The 22,458-nt window shown below is 69.4% G+C and carries 22 protein-coding genes and 2 pseudogenes; 20 read left to right on the top strand and 4 right to left on the bottom strand.

Features of this window, described 5'->3' with window-relative positions; all coding sequences use genetic code 11:
• The first annotated feature begins 5 nt into the window (after positions 1–5).
• The 8 genes from EFK10_RS35745 to EFK10_RS35710 all read left to right on the top strand — a co-directional run bounded on the left by EFK10_RS35745 (position 6) and on the right by EFK10_RS35710 (position 7,252).
• Positions 6–875, top strand: a complete 870-nt coding sequence (locus EFK10_RS35745) for an ABC transporter permease (RefSeq protein ID WP_127359804.1) — start codon at positions 6–8, stop codon at positions 873–875.
• 13 nt (positions 876–888) lie between these two features.
• Positions 889–1,704 carry an ABC transporter permease gene (locus EFK10_RS35740; RefSeq protein WP_127359803.1) on the top strand — a complete coding sequence of 272 codons (816 nt, stop codon included), beginning with the start codon at positions 889–891 and terminating at the stop codon, positions 1,702–1,704.
• Positions 1,705–1,840: 136 nt separating this feature from the next.
• The gene (locus tag EFK10_RS35735; RefSeq protein ID WP_127359802.1) at positions 1,841–2,260 is read left to right on the top strand and encodes a hypothetical protein; all 420 of its coding nucleotides are present in this window, start codon (positions 1,841–1,843) and stop codon (positions 2,258–2,260) included.
• A 37-nt stretch (positions 2,261–2,297) separates the two neighbouring features.
• On the top strand, positions 2,298–3,521 hold the full coding sequence (locus EFK10_RS35730) for a PucR family transcriptional regulator (protein ID WP_127359801.1): 1,224 nt from the start codon (positions 2,298–2,300) through the stop codon (positions 3,519–3,521).
• Positions 3,522–3,620: 99 nt separating this feature from the next.
• Complete coding sequence (locus tag EFK10_RS35725) at positions 3,621–4,556, top strand: ACP S-malonyltransferase (protein ID WP_127359800.1); 936 nt, start codon at positions 3,621–3,623, stop codon at positions 4,554–4,556.
• A gap of 14 nt (positions 4,557–4,570) precedes the next feature.
• The gene (locus EFK10_RS35720; protein ID WP_127359799.1) at positions 4,571–5,620 is read left to right on the top strand and encodes a ketoacyl-ACP synthase III; all 1,050 of its coding nucleotides are present in this window, start codon (positions 4,571–4,573) and stop codon (positions 5,618–5,620) included.
• Positions 5,621–5,668: 48 nt separating this feature from the next.
• Complete coding sequence (locus EFK10_RS35715; protein ID WP_127359798.1) at positions 5,669–5,914, top strand: acyl carrier protein; 246 nt, start codon at positions 5,669–5,671, stop codon at positions 5,912–5,914.
• Between the two features lie 75 nt (positions 5,915–5,989).
• Complete coding sequence (locus EFK10_RS35710) at positions 5,990–7,252, top strand: beta-ketoacyl-[acyl-carrier-protein] synthase family protein (protein ID WP_127359797.1); 1,263 nt, start codon at positions 5,990–5,992, stop codon at positions 7,250–7,252.
• A 413-nt stretch (positions 7,253–7,665) separates the two neighbouring features.
• Here the strand turns inward: EFK10_RS35710 and EFK10_RS35705 are convergent, their stop codons facing one another.
• Positions 7,666–8,028, bottom strand: a complete 363-nt coding sequence (locus tag EFK10_RS35705) for a hypothetical protein (RefSeq protein ID WP_127359796.1) — start codon at positions 8,026–8,028, stop codon at positions 7,666–7,668.
• A 14-nt stretch (positions 8,029–8,042) separates the two neighbouring features.
• On the opposite strand from EFK10_RS35705, the gene EFK10_RS35700 reads away from it, so the two are divergent.
• A complete protein-coding gene (locus EFK10_RS35700) occupies positions 8,043–8,804 on the top strand; it encodes a bestrophin-like domain (protein ID WP_127359795.1) in 762 nt (253 codons plus the stop codon).
• Here EFK10_RS35700 and EFK10_RS35695 read toward each other — a convergent pair.
• Together EFK10_RS35695 and EFK10_RS35690 are read right to left on the bottom strand one after the other, a co-directional pair.
• On the bottom strand, positions 8,797–9,669 hold the full coding sequence (locus EFK10_RS35695; protein ID WP_127359794.1) for an NAD(P)-dependent oxidoreductase: 873 nt from the start codon (positions 9,667–9,669) through the stop codon (positions 8,797–8,799). The two genes, EFK10_RS35700 and EFK10_RS35695, sit on opposite strands and share 8 nt — an antisense overlap.
• Positions 9,670–9,694: 25 nt before the next feature.
• Complete coding sequence (locus EFK10_RS35690) at positions 9,695–10,189, bottom strand: DUF3145 domain-containing protein (RefSeq protein ID WP_127359793.1); 495 nt, start codon at positions 10,187–10,189, stop codon at positions 9,695–9,697.
• Between the two features lie 245 nt (positions 10,190–10,434).
• On the opposite strand from EFK10_RS35690, the gene EFK10_RS35685 reads away from it, so the two are divergent.
• Entirely contained in the window at positions 10,435–11,298 is an 864-nt protein-coding gene (locus EFK10_RS35685) for an SGNH/GDSL hydrolase family protein (RefSeq protein ID WP_127359792.1), read from the top strand.
• Here the strand turns inward: EFK10_RS35685 and EFK10_RS35680 are convergent.
• Complete coding sequence (locus EFK10_RS35680) at positions 11,262–11,618, bottom strand: alpha-L-arabinofuranosidase C-terminal domain-containing protein (protein ID WP_127359791.1); 357 nt, start codon at positions 11,616–11,618, stop codon at positions 11,262–11,264. The genes EFK10_RS35685 and EFK10_RS35680 overlap by 37 nt on opposite strands.
• A 246-nt stretch (positions 11,619–11,864) precedes the next feature.
• On the opposite strand from EFK10_RS35680, the gene EFK10_RS35675 reads away from it, so the two are divergent.
• From EFK10_RS35675 to hemC, 10 genes and pseudogenes are all read left to right on the top strand, one after another.
• On the top strand, positions 11,865–13,022 hold the full coding sequence (locus EFK10_RS35675) for a mandelate racemase/muconate lactonizing enzyme family protein (RefSeq protein WP_127359790.1): 1,158 nt from the start codon (positions 11,865–11,867) through the stop codon (positions 13,020–13,022).
• A gap of 100 nt (positions 13,023–13,122) precedes the next feature.
• Positions 13,123–14,145, top strand: a complete 1,023-nt coding sequence (locus tag EFK10_RS35670; RefSeq protein ID WP_127359789.1) for a zinc-dependent alcohol dehydrogenase — start codon at positions 13,123–13,125, stop codon at positions 14,143–14,145.
• Between the two features lie 73 nt (positions 14,146–14,218).
• Positions 14,219–15,277, top strand: coding sequence for a hypothetical protein (locus EFK10_RS35665; protein ID WP_127359788.1), 1,059 nt, complete (start codon positions 14,219–14,221; stop codon positions 15,275–15,277).
• Positions 15,278–15,280: 3 nt separating this feature from the next.
• Positions 15,281–16,387 carry a multiple monosaccharide ABC transporter substrate-binding protein gene (gene chvE, locus EFK10_RS35660; protein ID WP_127359787.1) on the top strand — a complete coding sequence of 369 codons (1,107 nt, stop codon included), beginning with the start codon at positions 15,281–15,283 and terminating at the stop codon, positions 16,385–16,387.
• 88 nt (positions 16,388–16,475) lie between these two features.
• Positions 16,476–18,056, top strand: coding sequence for a multiple monosaccharide ABC transporter ATP-binding protein (mmsA, locus tag EFK10_RS35655; protein WP_127359786.1), 1,581 nt, complete (start codon positions 16,476–16,478; stop codon positions 18,054–18,056).
• Entirely contained in the window at positions 18,053–19,291 is a 1,239-nt protein-coding gene (mmsB, locus tag EFK10_RS35650) for a multiple monosaccharide ABC transporter permease (RefSeq protein ID WP_127359785.1), read from the top strand. The genes mmsA and mmsB overlap by 4 nt, the downstream gene beginning before the upstream one ends.
• A pseudogene (locus EFK10_RS35645) lies at positions 19,210–19,799 on the top strand (aldose epimerase family protein). Before mmsB ends, EFK10_RS35645 begins: the two are co-directional and overlap by 82 nt.
• Positions 19,800–20,026: 227 nt before the next feature.
• On the top strand, positions 20,027–20,683 hold the full coding sequence (locus EFK10_RS49015; protein ID WP_240677673.1) for a hypothetical protein: 657 nt from the start codon (positions 20,027–20,029) through the stop codon (positions 20,681–20,683).
• A 169-nt stretch (positions 20,684–20,852) separates the two neighbouring features.
• A pseudogene (locus EFK10_RS35635) lies at positions 20,853–21,445 on the top strand (dihydrofolate reductase family protein).
• A gap of 53 nt (positions 21,446–21,498) precedes the next feature.
• Complete coding sequence (hemC, locus tag EFK10_RS35630) at positions 21,499–22,434, top strand: hydroxymethylbilane synthase (RefSeq protein WP_127359784.1); 936 nt, start codon at positions 21,499–21,501, stop codon at positions 22,432–22,434.
• Positions 22,435–22,458 lie beyond the last annotated feature (24 nt).

Raw genomic sequence — 22,458 nt, 5'->3', positions numbered from 1 at the left:
CGACCATGAACGACACCTTCGGGCGGCGGATCGCAGGCATGCTGCACCGCCGCCCGCGGCTCCGGCTCTCCCTGCTGCTCTCCGCCCCGCTGCTGTGGCTGGTGCTGGCCTATCTGGGCTCGCTGGCCGCGCTCTTCCTCTCCGCCTTCTGGACGACCGACCCCTTCACCTCCGATGTGGTGAAGTCCTGGAGCCCGGACAACTTCCGTACGCTCCTCACCACTTCGGTATACCGGGACGTCGCCCTGCGCAGTCTCGCCGTCGCCGTCGCGGTGACCGTGATCGACGCCGTCATCGCCTTCCCCATCGCCTTCTACACGGCCCGGGTGGCCAGTCCCAGGTACCGCCATCTGCTGGTGGTGGCCATCCTCACCCCGCTGTGGGCGAGTTATCTGGTCAAGGCGTACGCCTGGCGGATCATGCTCTCCGAAGGCGGCCCGCTCGACTGGCTGTTGAAGCCGCTCGGGCTGCACGGCCCCGGCTACGGACTGCCGGCCGTCATCATGGTGCTGGCGTATCTGTGGCTGCCGTACATGATCCTGCCGATCCACGCGGGCCTGGAGCAGTTGCCCGCCAACCTCCTTGACGCGTCGGCCGATCTGGGTGCCCGCACCTGGCGGACCTTCCGGTCCGTGGTGCTGCCGATGGTCTTCCCGTCGATCGCGGCGGGATCGGTCTTCACCTTCTCGCTGAGCCTGGGCGACTACATCGCCGTCCAGATCGTCGGCGGCAAGACCCAGCTCATCGGCAACCTCGTCTACTCCAACATCACCCTCGACCTGCCGCTGGCCGCGGCCCTGGGCACCGTGCCGGTGGCGATCATCGTCCTCTATCTGCTCGCCGTCCGCCGCAGCGGCGCGCTCGCCGCCATCTGAGAGGCCCGGGTCCATGCACCTCTCCCGTCCCGCACGCATAGCCCTACGGACCGCCGCCGCCCTCGGCTTCGCCGTCATCTACGTGCCGCTGCTGCTGGTCCTGGTCAACTCCCTCAACGCCGACCGCGGTTTCGGCTGGCCACCCTCCAGCCTCACCTTCCACTGGTGGACGGACGCCTGGCACAGCTCCGGCGCCCGCGACGCCCTGTGGACCTCGGTCAAGGCCGGCCTCGGCGCCACGGCGATCTCGCTGGTCCTCGGGACGCTGATCGCCTTCGCCGTGCAGCGCTACCGGTTCTTCGGCCGCGAGGCCCTGTCCTTCGTGGTCGTCCTGCCGATCGCGCTGCCCGGCATCATCACCGGCATCGCCCTCAACACCGCCTTCCGTACGGTTCTTCAGCCGCTCGGCGTCGGGCTGGGACTCTTCACGGTCATCGTCGGACACGCCACCTTCTGCATCGTCGTCGTCTTCAACAACGTCATCGCCCGGCTACGACGGACCTCGGGCTCGTACGAGGAAGCGGCCATGGACCTGGGCGCCGACACCTTCCAGGTCTTCCGGGACATCACCTTCCCGCTGGTGCGCTCCGCACTGCTGGCGGGCGGTCTGCTCGCGTTCGCGCTGTCCTTCGACGAGATCGTCGTGACGACCTTCACCGCGGGTCCGGGCGTGCAGACCCTCCCCATCTGGATCTTCAGCAACATGGCCCGCCCCCAACAGGCCCCGGTGGTCAATGTGGTGGCCGCCGTTCTGATCCTGCTGTCTGTGATCCCCATCTACCTCGCTCAACGGCTATCGGCGGACACCGCGTCCGGCGGCCGGATCTGAAAGGGCCGTCCCCATGGCCCAGGTCGACACCCCGTCCTCGCCATCCAGGCCGCGGCCGCCCGGCTCGTCCACTCCTTCGGCCGCGACGGGGCCATCGTCGGCGCCAAGCGGCTGTCCAGCCAGGGCCACCACCCACATGCCGCCGGCCGCTCTCGCGGTCACCGCTGTCGTCCCCGCCGGCATCGCCTTCCTGCCCTCGGCGACGGTGACCCGGATCATCACCTTCGCCGTGGTCGGCATCTACGTCGGCTTCCAGTCGGTCGTGCTGGCCTCCGTCATCGGCCGCGCCAGGGGCTGGCAGCCCGCCGGGAGCTTCCGCCTCGGGCGCTTCGGCTGGGCTGTCAACGTCGCCGCACTGGTCTACGGCGTCACCGCGATCGTTGTGCTGTCGGTCAAGACCCCGGTCAACGGGACCTCCTTCTTCGACCGGTGGATGGTGCCGCTGTCGGTCGGCATCGTCGCCGCGGTCGGGGTGCTCCACCTGCTCGTCATGCGGCCGAAAGAACACGTCACCGAGGCCGACCGGGCGCCCGTGTCGGCTGCCGTCGCGGGGTAGGCGCAAGTCGCGTCCTGGCATCTGAGAGGCTTGGGCCGTGCCCGAATCCTCTCGAAACGATCACGGCGACCCCGGACCGACAGTCACGTCCGCCGCACCGTCGCATCCGCACGCGGCGACGCTCCGGCGACTGGAGAAGTCGTCCGGGCGGCTGGCCCAGAACGCGATCGCGCGGATGGACGAGCAACTGCCTTGGTACCGGGCGATGCCACCGGAGAACCGGTCGTGGATCGGACTGGTGGCCCAGGCCGGCATAGCGGCGTTCACCGAGTGGTTCCGGCACCCCGAGACGCCTCAGGCGATCAGCACCGACGTCTTCGGGACGGCCCCGCGCGAACTGACCCGGGCGATCTCCCTGCGCCAGACCGTGGAGATGGTCCGGGTCACCATGCAGGTGATGGAGGCCGCGATAGACGAGGTCGCGGCCCCGGGCGACGAGGCGGTGCTGCGCGAGGCGCTGCTCGTCTACGCACGGGAGATCGCCTTCGCGACGGCCCAGGTGTACGCGCAGGCGGCGGAGGCCCGGGGCGCGTGGGACGCGCGGCTGGAGTCGCTGGTCGTCAACTCGGTGCTGTCCGGCGAGGCCGACGAGGGCGTGCTGTCCCGGGCGGCGGCGCTCGGCTGGGGCTCGCCGGACAAGATCGTCGTCGTACTCGGGACCGCGCCCAACGGGGACAGCGAGTTGACCGTCGAGGCGATCCGGCGGGCCTCGCGGCACGCGAAGCTTCAGGTCCTCACCGGGGTGCTGGGCGACAAGCTGATCGTGGTCGCGGGCGGCGACGGGGATCCGATGAGGGTAGCCAAGTCCCTGATCGGGCCGTTCGCCGCCGGCCCGGTGGTGGCCGGGCCGGTGGTCGGGGACCTGCTCTCGGCCACCAAGTCGGCACAGGCGGCGGCGGCCGGGCTGCGGGCGTGCGCCGCGTGGCCGGACGCGCCGCGCCCGGTACTGGCGGACGATCTTCTGCCCGAGCGGGCGATGGCCGGGGACCGGGCCGCCCGGGAGCAGTTGGTGGAGGAGATCTACAGCCCGCTGGAGGAAGCGGGCTCAGCGCTGCTCGAGACGCTCTCCGTCTACCTGGAGCAGGCTTCGTCCTTGGAGGGAGCCGCGCGGATGTTGTTCGTTCACCCCAACACCGTTCGCTACCGGCTCCGACGTGTGACGGACGTCACCGGATGGTCGCCCTCGGATGTACGCTCTGCGTTCACGCTGCGCATCGCGCTTATCCTGGGACGACTCTCCGACGCCGGTCAGACACCCTGAGTAAATCCAGTCGTTTGTGGGACACCAACAAATCACCCGTCGGTTCTTGGTCCCTGTCCCCACGGGCGTGGACCACCTTGCACACGAGAGAGTGAAAAGGTGCTCGTAATCGTCGCTCCCGGCCAGGGCGCCCAGGCCCCCGGCTTCCTGACTCCCTGGCTCGAACTCCCCGGTGTCGCGGACCGCCTCGCAGGCTGGTCCGACGCCGCCGACCTCGACCTTGCCCGTTACGGCACGAAGGCCGACGCGGACGAGATCCGCGACACCGCCGTGGCCCAGCCGCTGCTGGTGGCCGCGGGCCTGCTGTCGGCGCGTGAGCTGTTCCCCGACGAGGTGGCGGCGCGCGGCGTCGTTTCCGCCGTCGCCGGCCACAGCGTCGGCGAGATCACGGCATCCGCTGCCGCGGGTGTTTTCGACGCCCGTACGGCGCTGCGCTTCGTCTCCGCCCGCGGCCGCGCCATGGCCAAGGCAGCCGCCGTCACCGAGACCGGCATGTCCGCCGTGCTCGGCGGCGACCCCGAAGGCGTCGTCGCCCACCTCACCGGCCTCGGCCTGACCCCGGCGAACATCAACGGCGCCGGCCAGATCGTCGCGGCCGGTACGTCGGAGCAGCTCGCCGCGCTCACCGAGAACAAGCCCGAGAAGGCCCGGGTCATCCCGCTGAAGGTGGCGGGCGCCTTCCACACCGAGCACATGGCCCCGGCGGTTGCCGAGCTCGACGCCCTCGTACCGGAGTTGACGATCAACGACCCGGGTACGCGGTATGTATCGAACACCGACGGCCAGGTCGTCGACAGCGGCGCCGAGATCGTCCGGCGGCTGGTGGCCCAGGTGTCCAACCCCGTCCGCTGGGACCTGTGCATGGAGACCTTTACGCAGCTGGGCGTCACCGCGATCATCGAGGTGGTCCCCGGTGGCACCCTCACGGGACTGGCCAAGCGCGCGCTGCCGGGCGTCAAGACGCTCGCAGTGAAGACCCCGGACGACCTCGAAGCGGCCCGCGCGATCATCGCCGAGCACGGCACCCACGAATAGGAGCCCCCGCAGACATGACCGCGCAGCGTCAGCCAGCGAAGATCCAGCCCAGCAAGGGCGCCCCGTACGCACGCATCATGGGCGTGGGCGGCTACCGTCCGGTCCGGGTGGTGCCCAACGAGGTGATCCTTGAGCACATCGACTCCAGCGACGAATGGATCCGTTCCCGTTCGGGCATCGCGTCCCGGCACTGGGCGGGCCCGGAAGAGACCGTCGCCGAGATGTCGATCGCGGCGGCCGGAAAGGCGCTGGCTGACGCCGGGATCGCCGCCGAGGACATCGAGGGCGTGATCGTCGCCACCGTCTCGGACCTAAAGCAGACCCCCGCGGTGGCGACCGAGATCGCCTACCGGATCGGGGCCGGCAAGCCCGCCGCGTTCAACGTGTCGGCGGGCTGCGCGGGATTCGGCTACGGGCTGACCCTCGCCAAGGGCATGGTCGTCGAGGGCAGCGCCAAGTACGTCCTCGTGATCGGCGTGGAGCGGCTGAGTGACCTCACCGACAAGGAGGACCGTGCGACGGCCTTCCTGTTCGGTGACGGCGCGGGCGCGGTCGTCGTCGGCCCGTCCGACGTACCGGCTATAGGGCCCACCGTCTGGGGGTCGGAGGGCGACAAGTCCGAGACCATCAAGCAGACCGTCAACTGGGACCGCTTCCGGATCGGCGACGTGTCGCAGCTGCCGGTCGACTCGCGCGGCGAGGTGAAGTTCCCGGCCCTGACGCAGGAGGGCCAGGCAGTCTTCCGCTGGGCGGTCTTCGAGATGGCCAAGGTGGCCCAGCAGGCGCTGGACGCCTCCGGGATCACCGCCGACCAGCTCGACGCCTTCATCCCGCACCAGGCCAACATGCGGATCATCGACTCGATGATCAAGGCCCTCAAGCTGCCGGAGCATGTCGCGGTCGCCCGCGACATCGAGACCACCGGCAACACCTCGGCCGCCTCCATTCCGCTCGCCATGGAGCGGCTGCTCGCCACCGGTCAGGCCAAGAGCGGTGACACTGCCCTGGTCATCGGCTTCGGGGCGGGTCTCGTCTACGCCGCCACTGTCGTTACCCTCCCCTAGTCACACCCGTTCAGTCCCCAGCAACACATCGCACACAAGGAGCGCCGAATGGCCACCCAGGAAGAGATCGTCGAGGGTCTCGCGAACATCGTGAACGAGATCGCCGGAATCCCGGTGGAGGACGTCGAACTCGACAAGTCCTTCACCGACGACCTGGACGTCGACTCGCTGTCCATGGTCGAGGTCGTCGTGGCCGCCGAAGAGCAGTTCGACGTCAAGATCCCGGACGACGACGTGAAGAACCTCAAGACCGTCGGCGACGCCGTCGACTACATCCTCAAGGCCCAGGCCTGAGCCTGAGCCCCTGAGGGCACCCCGTGGGACGACGCGTCTGTCGCCCGCCCTTCTAGACGTGGAGAGACAATCCCTGTGAGCCCGACCAATCGCACCGTGGTCGTCACCGGTATCGGCGCAACCACTCCGCTGGGTGGGGACAGCGCGTCGACCTGGGACGGCCTGATCGCCGGACGTTCCGGTATCAGCACCCTGGAGCAGGACTGGGCAGCCGAGCTGCCGGTCCGTATCGCCGGCCAGATCGCTGTCGAGCCGACCGAGGTCCTGCCCCGCCCGCTCGCCCGCAAGCTGGACCGCTCGGCGCAGTTCGCGCTGATCGCCACCCGCGAGGCATGGGCCGACGCCGGCTTCACCGCCCGCGCCGGCGAGGACAACTCGGTCGACGCCGACCGCCTGGGCGCGGTCGTCGCCTCCGGCATCGGCGGTGTCACGACGCTGCTCAACCAGTACGACGTGCTCAAGGAGCAGGGCGTACGCCGGGTCTCCCCGCACACCGTGCCGATGCTCATGCCCAACAGCCCGTCCGCCAACGTCGGCCTGGAGATCAACGCCCGCGCCGGTGTGCACTCCCTGGTCAGCGCCTGCGCCTCCGGCGCCGAGGCGGTCGGCTACGCCATCGAGATGATCCGCTCCGGCCGCGCCGACGTGGTCGTCGCCGGTGGCACCGAGGCGGCCATCCACCCGCTGCCGATCGTCGCCTTCGCCAACATGATGGCGATGTCCAAGCACAACGACGACCCGCAGGGCGCCTCCCGTCCGTACGACAAGGCCCGCGACGGCTTCGTCCTCGGCGAGGGCGCCGGCGTCATCGTCCTGGAGTCGGCCGAGCACGCCGCCAAGCGCGGCGCCAGGGTCTACTGCGAGGCCATCGGCCAGGGTCTGTCCGCCGACAGCCACCACATCGCCCAGCCCGAGCCGACAGGCCGCGGTATCGCCGCCGCGCTGGAGCAGCTGCTGTCCTTCACCGACATCAAGCCGGCCGAGATCGTCCACCTCAACGCCCATGCGACCTCCACCCCTCAGGGTGACGTCGCCGAGGTCAAGGCGCTCCGCAAGGTGCTCGGCGACGACCTCGACCATGTGGCCATCTCCGCCACCAAGTCGATGACCGGTCACCTCCTCGGCGGCGCCGGCGGCATCGAGACCGTCTCCACCGTTCTCGCGCTCCACCGCCGCCTCGCCCCGCCCACCATCAACCTCACCGACCTCGATGACGAGGTCGAGCCCGGCCTGGTCTCCCCCGAGGCCCGTCCCCTCCCCGAGGGGCCGGTCGTGGCGCTGAACAACTCGTTCGGCTTCGGTGGCCACAACGTGGTCCTGGCGTTCCGCACGGTCTGACGCACCGACGCACGAACCCGGCTGAGGGCCGGACACCGCTTCACGCGGTGTCCGGCCCTTCGCATTTCACCCGAACGGTAGGTTTTGCCCCTCCCGCGCATTTCGTCGGGCGTGTCGGCGCAGGCTCCGAACGTGAATCGATGGCTCTGGGGAGGAGTCGCCGCCGTGGCGCTGTTTCTGTGCCCGGCGGGGGCGGCGGTGGCGGTGGCGGACGGTCACCGGCCGGTGGTGCGGGTGGATCCGCACAGCGGCCGGGTGCGGATCGAGGTGGGGGGTGGTGCGATCCGGGTGGAGACGGACCCTGACGGGGGCGGGGGCGTCAGGGCGCGGGTGAGGACCAGGGGGACGACTGTCACGGCCCGGCGGGGGCCGGGCGGAGCCTCGGCGAGGGTGGAGACGCGGCACTGTCCGCGCTACTCGTCGAGCGTCAGCGGCTCGGTGACCGGGTCCGGGGCGCGGGGGTCGGTGTCCTGGCGGAGCCCCTGCGGGGCGCGGCCGAAGCCGGCGCCCAGGCCCGATCCGCCTCCGGTACGGCAGCGTCCCGTAGCGCAGGCCGCGAGGCCGACCCCCAAGGCGTCCCCGACGCCGACCCCCACTCCCTCGCCCAGCCCAGCCGCGCGCACGCGGATCCAGGCGTACGCAGGGCCGCCGAGCACCCCGGTCGCCGGGGGGCCGTCGCTGGTCACTCTGACGCTGCTGATCACCGCGCCCGCCGTCCTGGCGGCAGCCACGCTGCGGCCGCAGGGCGGCAGCCGGCGGCGCTCCCGCTGATCCATCCTTCGGAGGTTGCATGTCGCAATGGCTCGTCCTGGCGCTCGGAATGGCCGCCGCGTGCGCGGTCGTCCTCACCATCGTCCTGCTCAACCACCGCCGTATCGGAGAGGATGACGACCCGTCGGAGACGCCGGACGTCATCGAGTACATGACCATGATGTTCGGCGTGATCTACGCCATCGTCCTCGGCCTCGCCATCGCCGGCGTCTGGGAGGCGCGCGGCGCCGCCCAGGACGACGTCCGGCACGAGGCTCAGGCCCTGCACGAGGTCAGTGAGCGCGTGCAGGTGTATCCAGCGGCGGTACGGCAGCGCACCCGCGCCGACATCGACTCGTACGTCACCTACGTCATCCACAAGGAGTGGCCGGTGATGCTCGACGAGGCCGAACTCAGGCCGCAGGGCGGGGCGCTGCTGGAGAAGGTCCGGCGCGACGTCACGGACTTCACACCGCGCACGAACCTGGAGAGCCAGGCGTACCAGCCCGTCGTCGACCAGGTGGCCGTCGCCGACGACGCCCGCAACGCGCGCGGGCAGAACGCGGGGCCGACCATGCCGGGGGTCGTCTGGTTCGGCCTGATCGTGGGGGCGCTGGTGTCGATCGGCCTCATCTTCACGCTGCAGATCCGCCGGTCGCCGCGCGAGTTGCTGCTGGCCGGGCTCTACAGTGCGCTGATCGCCTTCCTCCTCTTCCTCATCTGGGACCTCGACGCGCCCTTCGGCCACTCGCCGTCGGACTCCACCTCAGCCTTCCTGGCCCTGTTCCCCGGCGTCAGCTGAAGCTGGCGAAGTAGGAGGCCGCCATGTCCTCGTCGCCGTGGCCGAGGTCCGCCGCGCGGCGGAGGCGCTCGGCGCCGGCCGCGGCGACGTCGAGTCGGACGCCGGCCCGCTGGCCGGCCTCGACGATGAGGCGGGCGTCCTTCGCGGCCGTCTTCACGGCGAAGTTGGGCTCCAGGTTGCCGGAGAGCACGGCCGAGGCCTTCGTCCGGAGGTAGGGCATGTCGAGGGGGCCGCCCTCGATGGCGTCGAGGAAGTGCTGGAAGTCGACACCGAGTCCGTTCGCCAGGGCCAGGGCCTCGGCCGTGCCGTTGGTGGCGGCGATGACCCAACTGTTGGCGACGAGCTTGAGGCGGGTGGCGGCGCCCGACGCGGCGTCGTCGCCGACCCAGAGTGTGCGGCGGCCGATCGCGTCGAGGACGGGTGCCGCGGCGTCGCGCAGCTCGGCCGGGCCGGCCGCGAGGATGATCAACTGGCCGTTCTCGGCGGGCTGCTTGGTGCCCAGGACGGGGGCGTCGACCATTCGCAGGCCCAGGTGGTCGGCGAGCGCGGCGAGTTCCGCGACCGAGTCGACCCCGACGGTGGTGGACTGCACCCATACGGTGCCGGCCCCGAGCCCCGGTGCCGCCTGGCGGATCGCGTCGAGGGCGGCGGACCCGTCGTAGACCATGGTGAGGACGACGGAGGCGCCTGCCACCGCCTCGGCGGGGGTGTCGGCGACGGTGATGCCGTCCGCGGCGAGGGGCTCCGCCTTGGACTTCGTACGGTTCCAGACCCGGACGTCCAGGCCGGCCCTGGCGAGGTTCCGGGCCATCGCCGCGCCCATGATGCCGGTGCCAAGCACACTCACGCTGATGTTGTCTGCCATAGCCTCAGGCTACGACGTCCGGCGGTCAAACGACCTGGTGGAGCCACCGTACGGGCGCGCCCTCGCCCGCGTAGCGGAAGGGTTCGAGCTCGTCGTCCCAGGGCTTGCCGAGCAGTTTGGCGACCTCGGCCTCCAGGTCCGCCTCGCCCTTGCGGGCCCGGGCCAGGGCGGCGCGGAGGCGGTCCTCGGGGATGAGGATGTCGCCGTGCATTCCGGTGACGGCATGGAAGATGCCGAGCTCGGGCGTGCTGCTGTAGCGCTCGCCCTCGGCCGTGGCGCAGGGCTCGGCCGTGACCTCGAAGCGCAGCAGGTGCCAGCCGCGCAGCGCGGACGCCAGTCTGGACGCGGTGCCGACCTGGCCCTGCCAGGAGAACTCGGCGCGCCAGGTGCCCGGTGAGGCGGGCTGGCGGATCCAGTCGAGGTTGACGCGCACGCCGAGGACGCCCGCGACGGCCCATTCGACGTGCGGGCACAGCGCGCGCGGTGCGGAGTGCACGTACAGAACTCCACGTGTCGTCACCGGGACCTCCAGTGTGGGACGAGGTTCGCCTTCCCCAGCGGCCTCACGCCCGTACCGAAGCGATCCGGGACATCGTTGGTCATTCTGTACCAGTCACCACATATGAGCCAAACTCCAAACGCTCCTTCTGCCGGCGCACTGTCTGGGAAAAAGCTACCGCGCCGCGTCATCGGAGGAGTGACGTACTGTCGGGCTCACCGATATGTCACCCACTCGTCCGAGAGCCGGAAGGCGGGAGTTGCCCGATGCGACACGGCCCGGCCATCGTGGTCACCGCCGCCCTGGCCCTGCTGGCGGGCTGTTCCGGCGGCTCGCCCTCGCACAGCAGTTCGCCGGCCGCTTCGACGGCCACTCAGCGGGCCACCCGGCAGGCCGCCCCCAAGGCCACCACTCCAACGTGGGACACGACACCGGCATCGCTCGCCGCTCTGGGTGACTCCATCACGCGCGGCTTCGACGCCTGCGGGATCCTCAAGGACTGCCCGGACGTGTCCTGGACGAAGGACCTCGCCACCCAGCTCAAGGCCAAGAACTGGAATCTGGCCCGCAGCGGCGCGACCATGGCCGACCTGGAGGGCCAGGCGCGGCAGGCCGCGGCCCACAAGCCGGACCAGGTCACCATACTGATGGGCGCCAACGACGCCTGCCGGACCGGCACCACCGACATGACCTCGGTGGCCGAATACCGCCGTGAGTTCACCGCCGCCATGCGGACGCTGCACCAGCTGCTGCCCAAGGCACAGGTGTTCGTGCTGAGCGTGCCCGACCTCCAGCGGCTGTGGGAGGTCGGCAAGGACAACTCACTGACCCGGGACGTCTGGAACCTCGGGATCTGCCCGTCGATGCTGCGCGACGCGAGTTCGATGACCCTCGCCTCACAGCAGCGGCGTACGACCGTACGGGACCGGGTGGTCGCGTACAACAAGGTGCTGGCGCAGGTGTGCGGGACGTACGACCGCTGCCGCGACGACGGCGGCGCGGTCTTCGGCTACCGCTTCACGGCGGCCGAGTTGAGCCCCTGGGACTACTTCCACCCGAGCACCCAGGGGCAGAGCCGGCTGGCCCGGATCGCCTACGAGGCGTTCACCTCCAGCAGGGTCACCGAGTAGGGCGGGAAGGTGTACGAGAAGGACGTGCCGAGGCCGGTAAGGGCGGTGGTCACCGGGACGACTGCGGTCGGGTCGGCGAGGGTGTTGGTGGCCTTGACGCCCGGCCCGGTGATGACGGCCTTGGCCCGACCTTCGACACGCCGTTCATCCTCACGGCGGCGGTGCGGGCGACGCTGCCGACGTTGACCACGGCCGCACAGAGCCGGCCGGCCGGTGCCGATTCTCAGGCCTTCGACCAGGGGTACGGCACCGAGTGCGGCTATGACGGCGCGACGGCCGACCATGCCTTTGGTGGATGGGTTCGTGCCGGAATTCGCCATGATGTGCTCCCCAACTCGAAGTCATGTTCGAGATATCGGACGCTGTTCGGAATTTCGTCCGAAGGAGTATGGGGCCACTTCCATCACCCCGTCAACACCGGGAACCAGCCTGGCTCGCAGCGCGGACACGCCGCTAGATCCGTTATCCCCACAACCGTTGACACCACCGGGAGCGCGTCATTACGTTCCCTTCTGCATTTCGAACGCGTTACGAAATCTCGAACGAGATCGTAAGGGGCAGTTTCCGTGCGCATCACCGGCATCAGCACCCACGTGGTCGGCACCCCGTGGCGCAATCTCACCTACGTACTGGTGCATACCGATGAGGGCATCACCGGCGTTGGCGAGACCCGCATGCTCGGGCACACCGACGCGCTGATCGGCTATCTCCGCGAGGCCGAGGCCAACCACATCAGCGGTTCCGATCCGTTCGCGGTGGAGGACCTCGTCAGGCGAATGAAGTACGGCGACTACGGGCGCGCCGGAGAGATCGTCATGTCCGGCATCGCCGTTGTCGAGATGGCCTGCTGGGACATCAAGGGCAAGGCGCTGGGCGTCCCCGTCTGGCAACTGCTCGGCGGCAAGGTCCACGACCGGATCAAGGCGTACGCCAACGGCTGGTACACCACCGAACGCACCCCCGAGGCCTACCACAAGGCCGCCACCACGGTCGTCGAGCGCGGCTACCGCGCCCTGAAGATCGACCCTTTCGGCACCGGCCACTTCGAACTGGACCACGCCGCCACGAACTACGCCGTCTCGCTCATCGAGGCCGTACGGGACGCGATCGGCCCGGAGACCGAGCTGATGCTGGAGATGCACGGCCGCTTCAGCCCCCCGACCGCCGTACGGCTCGCCAAGGAGATGGCACCCTTCCACCCGGCCTGGCTGGAGGAGCCGGTCCCGCCGGAGAATCTGAAGGCCCTGTCGAAGGTCGCCGAGAAGGTGGACCTGCCCGTCGCGACCGGCGAACGCATCCACGACCGGATCGAGTTCCGCGAGCTCTTCGAGTCCCAGGCCGCCGACATCATCCAGCCCGACGTCGGCCACATCGGCGGCATCCTGGAGACCCGCAAGCTCGCCGCCACCGCCGAGACCCACTACGTCCTGGTCGCCCCGCACAACGTGGGTGGCTCCGTCCTCACCGCGGCCTCGCTCCAAGTCGGCTTCTGCACCCCGAACTTCAAGATCCTCGAGCACTTCAACGACTTCGCGGACTCCGACATCAAGAAGGTCGTCAAGGGCGCCCCCAAAGTCGTCGACGGCTACTTCGAGATCTCCGACGCCCCCGGCCTCGGCGTCGAGTTCGACGTCGACGCAGCCGCCGAATTCCCCCAACAACAGGCCCGCTTCGACCTCTGGGCCGACGGCTGGGAACAGCGCCGCCCGAAGGGCGCCCGGTGAGCGGCGTCAGCCGGGTTGTGGGAGTACGTTCCGCAAGGCGAGCGGAGCGAGATGGGGGCACCTCCCGGCCCGGACAGACACTAGTGAACGGAAGCCAGACGTGAGCACCGAGCAGGCCCTCGTCCTCGACGCGCCGGGCGCCCATCGCCTGGTCGAGCGCGAGCAAGCCGCACCGGGACCCGGCGATGCCCGGGTCCGCGTGCATGCGAGCGGGATCTGCGGGAGCGACCGCGAGATCTACCAGGGCAACCGCCCCGAGGGGTACGTCCGTTACCCCGTCACGCCCGGCCACGAGTGGTCCGGGACCGTGGAGGCGGTCGGCGCGGGCGTGCCCGGGAGTCTGGTGGGCCGGAAGGTCGTGGGCGAGGGGTTCCGCAACTGCCAGGTCTGCGACCGGTGTCACGCCGGGGACACCACGCTGTGCGGCGCCGGGTACGAGGAAACGGGGTTCACACAGCCCGGGGCGATGGCGGACACGCTCACGCTGCCCGCCAGGCTGCTGCACCCGCTGCCGGACGACGCGGACCTGACCGAGGCCGCGCTCCTGGAGCCCGCGGCCTGCATCGCCGCCGCCGCGCTCAAGGCGAACGCCCAGCCCGGCGAGCGCGTCGCCGTCGTCGGCACGGGCACGCTCGGGATGCTGGCGGTGCAGTTCCTGGCGGCCGCCTCCCCCGCCGAGCTGCTCGTGGTGGGCACCCGGCCGGACCGGGAGCGGCTCAGCCTGGAGTTCGGGGCCACCGGCTTCCGTACCCGCGACCGGCTCGACGCCACGACCGCCGGCTACGACGTGGTCATCGAGACCGCCGGCTCGGCCTCGGCCGCCCGTGCCTCGGCCGCGCTGCTGCGCAGGGGCGGACGGCTCGTCCTCACCGGCATTCCGGCGCCCGGAGCGCTGGGCCTGGACCCGACGGACCTGGTGGTCCGGCAGCTCACCGTGCACACGGTGTTCGGCGCGGCGCCCGCCGCCTGGGCGCACGCGGTACGGGTCTTCGGCGCGGGACTGCTGGCCCCCGGTCCACTGATCACGCACCAGCTCCCGCTCGCCGATTTCGCCGCCGCGATCGACCTGGTCGGCAGCGGCGACCCGAAGGTCGGCAAGGTGCTGTTGACGCCGGCCTCATGAGCGCCAAGTCCACGAGCCGTAAGGCATGGGTACTTTTCCGGACAGTGTCCGGAATCTCGAACCAAGGAGCACCGTGACCGACGCAGGCACCCAGAGCCCGGAGACTCGCGGCCCCCGCCGCCCCGGCGAGTACGCCCTCACGCTGCTCGGTCAGGGGACGCCGGCCAACAACCCGGCGGACGCGTCGCCGCACTTTTTCCCCGACGGCGGCGGCTGGCGCACCGAGATCCCCTCAGTGGAGGGCCCGGAGGCGCTGCTCACCGTCCTGGAGGAAAGCGAGCGCCTCGACGTACCGGTGCACCGGATCAGCCAGGGCAGCGGCATCTGGATGCTCACCGACGCCGAGATCACCGAAATGGTCCAGGCCGCCGCAGACCGGAACATCGAACTCTGCCTGTTCACCGGCCCGCGCGGCACCTGGGACATCGGCGCCGCGACCCGTACCCAGTCAGGCGGCGGCGGGCTACGGGCCCGAGGTCACGATCAGGTAGCGGGCTGCGTAGAAGATGCCTTGCGGGCTACGGCACTTGGCGTACGCTGCCTACTCGTCGCCGACGAGGGAGTCTTGTGGCTGCTCAACCAGCTCCGGCAGCAGGGGGTGCTCCCTGCCGACACCACGTTCAAGGTGTCAGCCCTGGTCAGCCCGGTGAACCCGGCTGCTTACAGCGTCTGGGAGCGGCTCGGCGGCGACTCGATCAACATCCCGTCCGACCTGACTCTCCAGCAGATCACCGAGATCCGCCGGGTCAGCCGCGCCCCGATGGACTTCTACGTCGAGGCCCCCGACGACCTCGGCGGCTTCGTCCGGCTGTACGACACCGCCGAGCTGATCCGGCGGGGCGCCCCGATCTACCTCAAGTTCGGGCTGAGCAAGGCCCCCGGTATCTACCCCTACGGCCGGCATCTGCGCGACGTCGCCCTGGAGACGGCCCGCGAGCGCGTCCGGCGCGGCCGGCTCGTGCTGGACCTGCTGGCCCGGCTGGGCGCGGACGGCGGCATGTCGCCCCTCGGCACCCGGCTTCCTGGGCCGCTGAACCGCTTTCCCCTCGACGTTTCCGACAGTTCCCCGTCCGCTGCCGCACCCACGGGCAGCGACGAGACCGACCCACGCTTCACCCCTGAAAGGATCTGATCCATGCGCATAGCCAGGGCCGCTCTCCTGCGTACCGCCGCGGCAGTGACGGCTACCCTCACCCTCGGCGCCGGCGTGTCCGCCTGCGGGCAGAGCTCCAGCTCCGGAAGCACTGGCTCCAAGGGCGGCACCATCGGCATCGCGATGCCGACGAAGTCGTCCGAGCGCTGGATCGCCGACGGCAGCAACATGAAGAAGCAGTTCGAGAAGCTGGGTTACAAGGCCGACCTGCAGTACGCGAACAACGACACCAGCCAGCAGGTCAACCAGATCCAGAACATGATCACCAATGGCGACAAGGCCCTGGTGATCGCCGCCATCGACGGCACCGCCCTCAGCTCGGTGCTCCAGCAGGCCGCCGACGCCAAGATCCCGGTCATCTCCTACGACCGCCTGATCCTCGGCACCAAGAACGTCGACTACTACGCGACGTTCGACAACTACAAGGTCGGCCAGCTCCAGGGCGGCTACATCGTCGACAAGCTCGGCCTCAAGAACGGCAAGGGCCCGTTCAACATCGAGCTGTTCGCCGGTTCCTCCGACGACAACAACACGAAGTACTTCTTCAACGGTGCCTACGACACCCTGAAGCCGTACATCGACTCCAAGAAGCTGGTCATCAAGTCGGGCCAGACCCAGCTCGACCAGGTCACCACGATGCGCTGGGACGGTGCCACCGCCCAGAAGCGCATGGACGACATCCTGAGCGCCAACTACGGCTCCGCCAAGGTCGACGCGGTGCTCTCGCCGTACGACGGCATCTCCATCGGCATCATCGCCTCGCTCAAGAACGGCGGTTACGGCACCAAGTCCAAGCCGCTGCCGATCGTCACGGGCCAGGACGCCGAGCTGGCCTCGGTCAAGTCGATCATCGCGGGTGAGCAGACCTCGACGATCTACAAGGACACCCGCAAGCTCGCTCAGGTAGCGGTCCAGATGGTGAACGCCGAACTCACCGGCGGCAAGCCCGAGGTCAACGACACCAAGCAGTACAACAACGGCAAGAAGACCGTGCCGACCTACCTGCTGCAGCCGGTCAGCGTCGACAAGTCCAACTACGAGTCGGTCCTGGTCGGCGGTGGCTACTACAAGGCCTCCGACCTCAAGTAACCCCTCCCTTACCGGCGGCCCGGCGGCGGGACACCTGACGAGCCCGCCGCCGGCCCGCCACCCAACTCGTCAGAACGGAAGCACCACCATGGGCGAACCGGCTCTCGACAAGCCCGTCCTCGAAATGCGCTCGATCACCAAGACCTTTCCCGGGGTCAAGGCGCTGTCCGACGTCACCCTGTCCGTCAAGCAGGGCGAGATCCACGCCATCTGCGGCGAGAACGGTGCCGGCAAGTCGACGCTGATGAAGGTCCTCAGCGGCGTCTACCCGCACGGCTCGTACGACGGCGAGATCTACTTCCAGGGCGAACTCTGCGAGTTCAAGGACATCCGGGCGAGCGAGAGCCGCGGCATCGTCATCATCCACCAGGAACTCGCCCTGGTGCCCTACCTCTCCATCGCCGAGAACATCTTCCTCGGCAACGAGCACGCCACCCGTGGCGTGATCAGCTGGAACGAGACCCTGCGGCACGCCAAGCAGCTGCTCAAGCGGGTCGGCCTGCCCGACCGGCCCACCACCCGGGTCGCCGACATCGGCGTGGGCAAGCAGCAGCTCGTGGAGATCGCCAAGGCGCTGTCCAAAGAGGTCAAGCTGCTCATCCTCGACGAGCCGACAGCCGCGCTCAACGACGAGGACAGCCGCAAACTCCTCGACCTCATCCTGGAGTTCAAGGCCGCCGGGATCTCCTGCATCATCATTTCGCACAAGCTCAACGAGATCACCCGGGTCGCCGACTCCATCACCATCCTGCGCGACGGCGGGACCATCGAAACCCTCTCCGTCAGCGACGGCGAGGTCAGCGAGGACCGCATCATCCGCGGCATGGTCGGCCGCGACCTCGAGAACCGCTTCCCCGACCGCGAGGAGTACACCGGCCCGGACTCCGGCGAGATCGCCTTCGCCGTCGAGGACTGGACCGTTCACCACCCCATCGACCAGCACCGCAAGATCGTCGACGGGGTCTCGATCAACGTGCGCCGGGGCGAGATCGTCGGTATCGCCGGCCTGATGGGCGCCGGCCGCACCGAGCTCGCGATGAGCGTCTTCGGGCGCTCCTACGGCCGCGACATCAGCGGCACCGTCCACAAGGACGGCAAGGAGATCCGTACCCGCACCGTGCCCGAGGCGATCGGCCACGGCATCGCGTACGTCACCGAGGACCGCAAGCGCTACGGCCTCAACCTGATCGACAACATCAACCGCAACATCTCGCTCACCGCTCTGCCGAAGGTCGCCCGGCGCGGCGTCATCAACGAGCACGAGGAGACGCGGGTCGCGGAGTCCTTCCGCAAGACCATGAACATCAAAGCCCCGACGGTCTTCGAGGGCGTCGGCAAGCTCAGCGGCGGCAACCAGCAGAAGGTCGTCCTCAGCAAGTGGATCTTCGCCGGGCCGGATGTGCTGATCCTCGACGAGCCGACCCGAGGCATCGACGTCGGCGCGAAGTTCGAGATCTACACGGTCATCAACCAGCTTGCCGCCGAGGGCAAGGCGGTCGTCTTCATCTCCTCCGAGCTGCCTGAACTGCTCGGGATGTGCGACCGGATCTACACCATGTCCGCCGGACGGCTCACGGGGGAGATCCCCCGGGAGGACGCCACACAGGAACTACTGATGCGCCACATGACCATGGACAAGACCAGCAACGGAGTAGGGGCCGGATCATGAGCAGCCCGGTGAAGACCGACATACAGGACGCGCCGGGCGCCTCCCCCAAGGACGGGCCCGGCGGCTGGGCGCCGATCCTGCTCCAGGCGATGCGCAGCAACCTGCGGCAGTACGGAATGATCGTCGCCCTCGGGCTGATCATCGTGCTGTTCGCGATCTGGACCAACGGCCGGACCGTCACCCCGCTCAACCTCACGAACGTCATCACCCAGAACGGCTATGTGCTGATTCTGGCCATCGGCATGATGATCGTCATCATCGCCGGGCACATCGACCTCTCGGTCGGCTCGCTCGCCGCCTTCGTCGGTGCCCTCGCGGGCGTACTGATCATCACCCATCACTGGTCATGGCCGCTGGCCTGCGTGGTCGCGCTGCTGATCGGCGCCCTCGCCGGTGCCTGGCAGGGCTTCTGGATCGCGTACATCGGCGTCCCGTCCTTCATCGTGACCCTCGCCGGAATGCTGGTCTTCCGCGGCGCCACCGAGATCCTGCTGAAGGGCCAGTCCCTGGCGCCGTTCCCCGACGGCTTCATCAAGATCAGCAGCGGCTTCCTCCCGGCGGTCGGCCCGCACACCAACTACCACAACCTCACCCTGCTCCTCGGCCTGGCCCTGCTGGCCTGGACCCTGTTCCAGGAGTGGCGCGGCCGTCGCCAGCAGATCGCGTACGACCTCGACGTGCTGCCCTTCGGCCTGTTCGTCATGAAGTGCGTCGCGATCACCGCCGCCGTCATCGCCTTCACCCTCATCCTGGCCAGCTACCAGGGCTTCCCGATCGTGCTGCTCATCCTGGCCGCACTGCTGATCGTCTTCGGCTTCGCGATGCGCAACACCGTCATCGGCCGCCATGTCTATGCCCTCGGCGGCAACCAGTCCGCGGCCAAGCTCTCGGGCGTCAAGGACAAGCGCGTCGTCTTCCTCATCTTCGTCAACATGGGTGTGCTGGCGGCCCTGGCCGGTCTGGTCACCGCCGCCCACCTGACCTCCGCCACCCCCGGCGCCGGCACCAACTACGAACTCGAGGCGATCTCCGCCGCCTTCATCGGCGGCGCCTCCTCCAGCGGCGGCGTCGGCACCGTACTGGGCGCCATCATCGGTGGCCTGGTGCTGGGCGTGCTCAACAACGGCATGTCGATCCTGAGCGTCGGCAGCGACTGGCAGCAGGTCATCAAGGGCCTGGTGCTGCTGGCCGCCGTCGGCTTCGACATCTACAACAAGCGCAAGGTTGGTTCGTAGCCATCAGCGTCATCAGCAAGGAACACTTCGGCACGCTGGACGACGGGGCCAAGGCCGACATCTGGACGATGTCGAACGGCGGCATCACGCTGAAGGTCCTGTCGTACGGCGGCGTCGTCCAGACGCTCGAAGTGCCAGACCGGGACGGCCGCACCGCCAACGTCTCGCTCGGCTTCGGCAACCTCGAGGACTACGTCGCGCACAGCCCGTACTTCGGCGCGCTGATCGGGCGGTACGGCAACCGCATCGCAGGCGGGTCACCGACTGCGCCTCCGGGCGGGTAATGAGGGTCGCCACCACTGAGCCCGGCGTGCAGTACCACACCGCCAACTTCCTCGACGGCTCCTTCCCCGGCACCTCGGGCCGCGTCTACCGCCGGGGCGACGCCTTCTGCCTGGAGACCCATCACTTCCCGGACTCCCCGAGCCAGCCGTCCTTCCCCTCGACGGTGCTGCGGCCGGGGCAGACGTACCGTACGACGACCGTGCACACCTTCGGCACCTGCTGAGCCCTGCGGGCGGGTGACCGGGATTCTCACCCGGAACACCCCCGCCTGTCGAATTCATTGGGCGATTACGGGTAGTTCCCTTTGGGCCATCCGGGAAAATGCTGGGCCACCGGGATGATACCGGCGGGGAGCATGTGCGGACGCGGGTACGAATTCGTCGATAAAGCTGGAGTAAAGGCGGAATGCCTTTCCGTCAAGCTCTGGCCCGAATCGACGAGGAGTACCGCATGCGTCCTGACAACAGGACCCCGGTGCCGCCCAAGCCGTTCCTCATACGGCACGGGCGGCTGACCAGCAGCTTTCTCGCGCCAATGGTCGTCGCCACAGGCATTTCCATGATCGCCTTCGCCGGGCCGGCCGCCGCCGTCCAGCCCCCGTCCGGAGGCGACAACCACTGCGTCCGCACCACCGACGGACGGCACCCGAAGTCGTGCCATGACGGCAGGCCCGGCCCTCAGGGCCCTCCCGGTCCTCAGGGCCCGAAGGGCGACAAGGGCGACAAGGGCGACACCGGAGAGCAGGGACCCAAGGGCGACAAGGGCGACACCGGAGAGCAGGGCCCACCCGGACCGTGCGTCGAGATCGACGCCCTTTCTATTGGGGCCAACGAAGAATTCGCCATCGCGGTCAAGAACGGCCTCACGTTTGGCGGTCATCGGACGAACAATGTGGTCACGCCCACGTACACCTGGCAGCCCCTCTCGACCTTGAGGGGTTACCCGACGGATGGCGCATGCGCCGGCAGTGTGAACGCCCGTGGAAGTGTCCTGTCATTCAAGGTGGTCACCCCAGGTGGGGTCGCGTACGAGACGCGATGCGGCATCACCGGGCCGACTCTCACCTGCCTCGGCCCCTGGGTGGCGCTGCAGGCCCCGCTGCCCTAACGCTCCGCTCCGCACGGACAGGGCCACCGGCGACCCGCCGGCGGCCCTGTCCCTCTGGCGAGGCACGCGCGCATCGTACGGGGTCACGCGGGGGCGATGAGTTTAACTCCGGCGGCCAGTCTGAGGTGGTGAAGGCAAGTACACGGACCCAGCGCCCCGGAGGCACACCATGACCGAGATCGCCCTCACCACATTCCTCACCCTCGACGGGGTCATGCAGGCCCCCGGCGGCCCGGAGGAGGACCCCAGCGGGGGCTTCGACCTGGGCGGATGGCTGGTGCCGTACAGCGACGAGGACATGGGGCGGTACGTGTCCGAATGGTGACGGCTTCCTGTTGGGGCGGCGGACGTACGAGATCTTCGTACTGGCCGAAGGTCACCGACGAGGACAACCCGGTGGCGTCGGGGTTGAACTCGCTGCCGAAGTACGTGGCGTCCACGACGCTGGACAAGGCGGAGTGGAACAACTCCACCCTGATCCAGGGGGACGTGCCCGCAGCGGTGGCGGAGCTGAAGAAGCAGCCCGGCCGGGACTTGCAGATCCACGGCAGCGGGCGGCTGGCGCAGAGCCTGATGGCGCACGACCTGATCGACGAGTACCGGCTGTGGATCTACCCGGTCGTGCTGGGCAAGGGCCGGCGGCTGTTCGCCGAGGGCGCGGTGCCGACGGCGCTGAAACTGGTGGACCACCGGGTCACCAGCACGGGGGTCGCCGTGCACGTCTACCGGCCGGACGGGCGGCCGTCGTACGGGAGCTTCTAGGTGCGCTGCCGGGGCTGCGGCACCGCACGAGTTGGAGGCCCTATCGTGTACGCATGGCTTCCCCTGAGCTGATCCGTATCGTCTCCCGTTCCTCGCCCATGGCCCTGGCCCAGGTGGAGCGGGTTCGCGCCGAACTGGCCGCGCTGCGGCCGGAGATCCGTACGGAGGTCGTGCCCGTCACCACCTCCGGCGACCGCTGGATGGGCGACCTGGCCCGGCTCGGCGGCAAGGGCGCGTTCACCAAGGAGGTCGACGCGGCACTGCTGGCCGGCGAGGCCGACCTGGCCGTGCACTGCGTCAAGGACGTGCCCGCCGACCGCCCGTTGCCGGCCGGCACCGTCTTCGCCGCCTTCCTGCGGCGCGACGACATCCGCGACGCCCTGGTCCACCCCGGCGGCCTCACCCTGGACGAGCTGCCGGCGGGTTCGCGGATCGGCACGTCCTCGGTGCGGCGGGTCGCCCAGCTGGCGATCTCGCACCCGGAGCTGCAGTGCGTACCGATGCGCGGCAACGCCAACCGCCGCCTGGCCAAGCTCGAGGCGGGCGAGGCCGACGCGCTGCTGCTGGCCGCGTCGGGCCTGGAGCGGATCGGGGAGGCCGGGCGGATCACCGAGATCCTCTCGGTGGAGACGATGTGCCCGCCCATCGGCGCCGGTGTGCTCGCACTGCAGTGCCGGGAGGACGACGACGCCGTCATCGAGACTGTCTCCGCGCTGGGCGACCCGAACACCTGGCGCGAGATCACCGCCGAGCGAATGCTCCTCCACGTCCTCCAGGGCCACTGCAACTCCCCCATCGCCGGCTACGCCCGCGCCGAGCGCGACGGCCGCCTCTCCCTACGCGCCCGCGTCTTCACCCCCGACGGCAAGACCGTCCTCGACGCCCACGAATGGGCCGGCCCCCTGGACCCGGCGACCCTCGGCACCTCGGTGGCGGTGGCCCTGCTGCGGCAGGGCGCGCGCGAGCTGATCGATGGCATCCCGCACTGAGCGCCGCGCCTAAGGCCGCAGTAC

Origin of the sequence: Streptomyces soli (genome assembly GCF_003999195.1) — a bacterium.
Lineage (GTDB): Bacteria > Actinomycetota > Actinomycetes > Streptomycetales > Streptomycetaceae > Actinacidiphila > Actinacidiphila soli.
The sequence above is the reverse complement of the archived record's forward strand: the minus strand, read 5'-3'. Positions and strand labels throughout refer to the sequence as shown.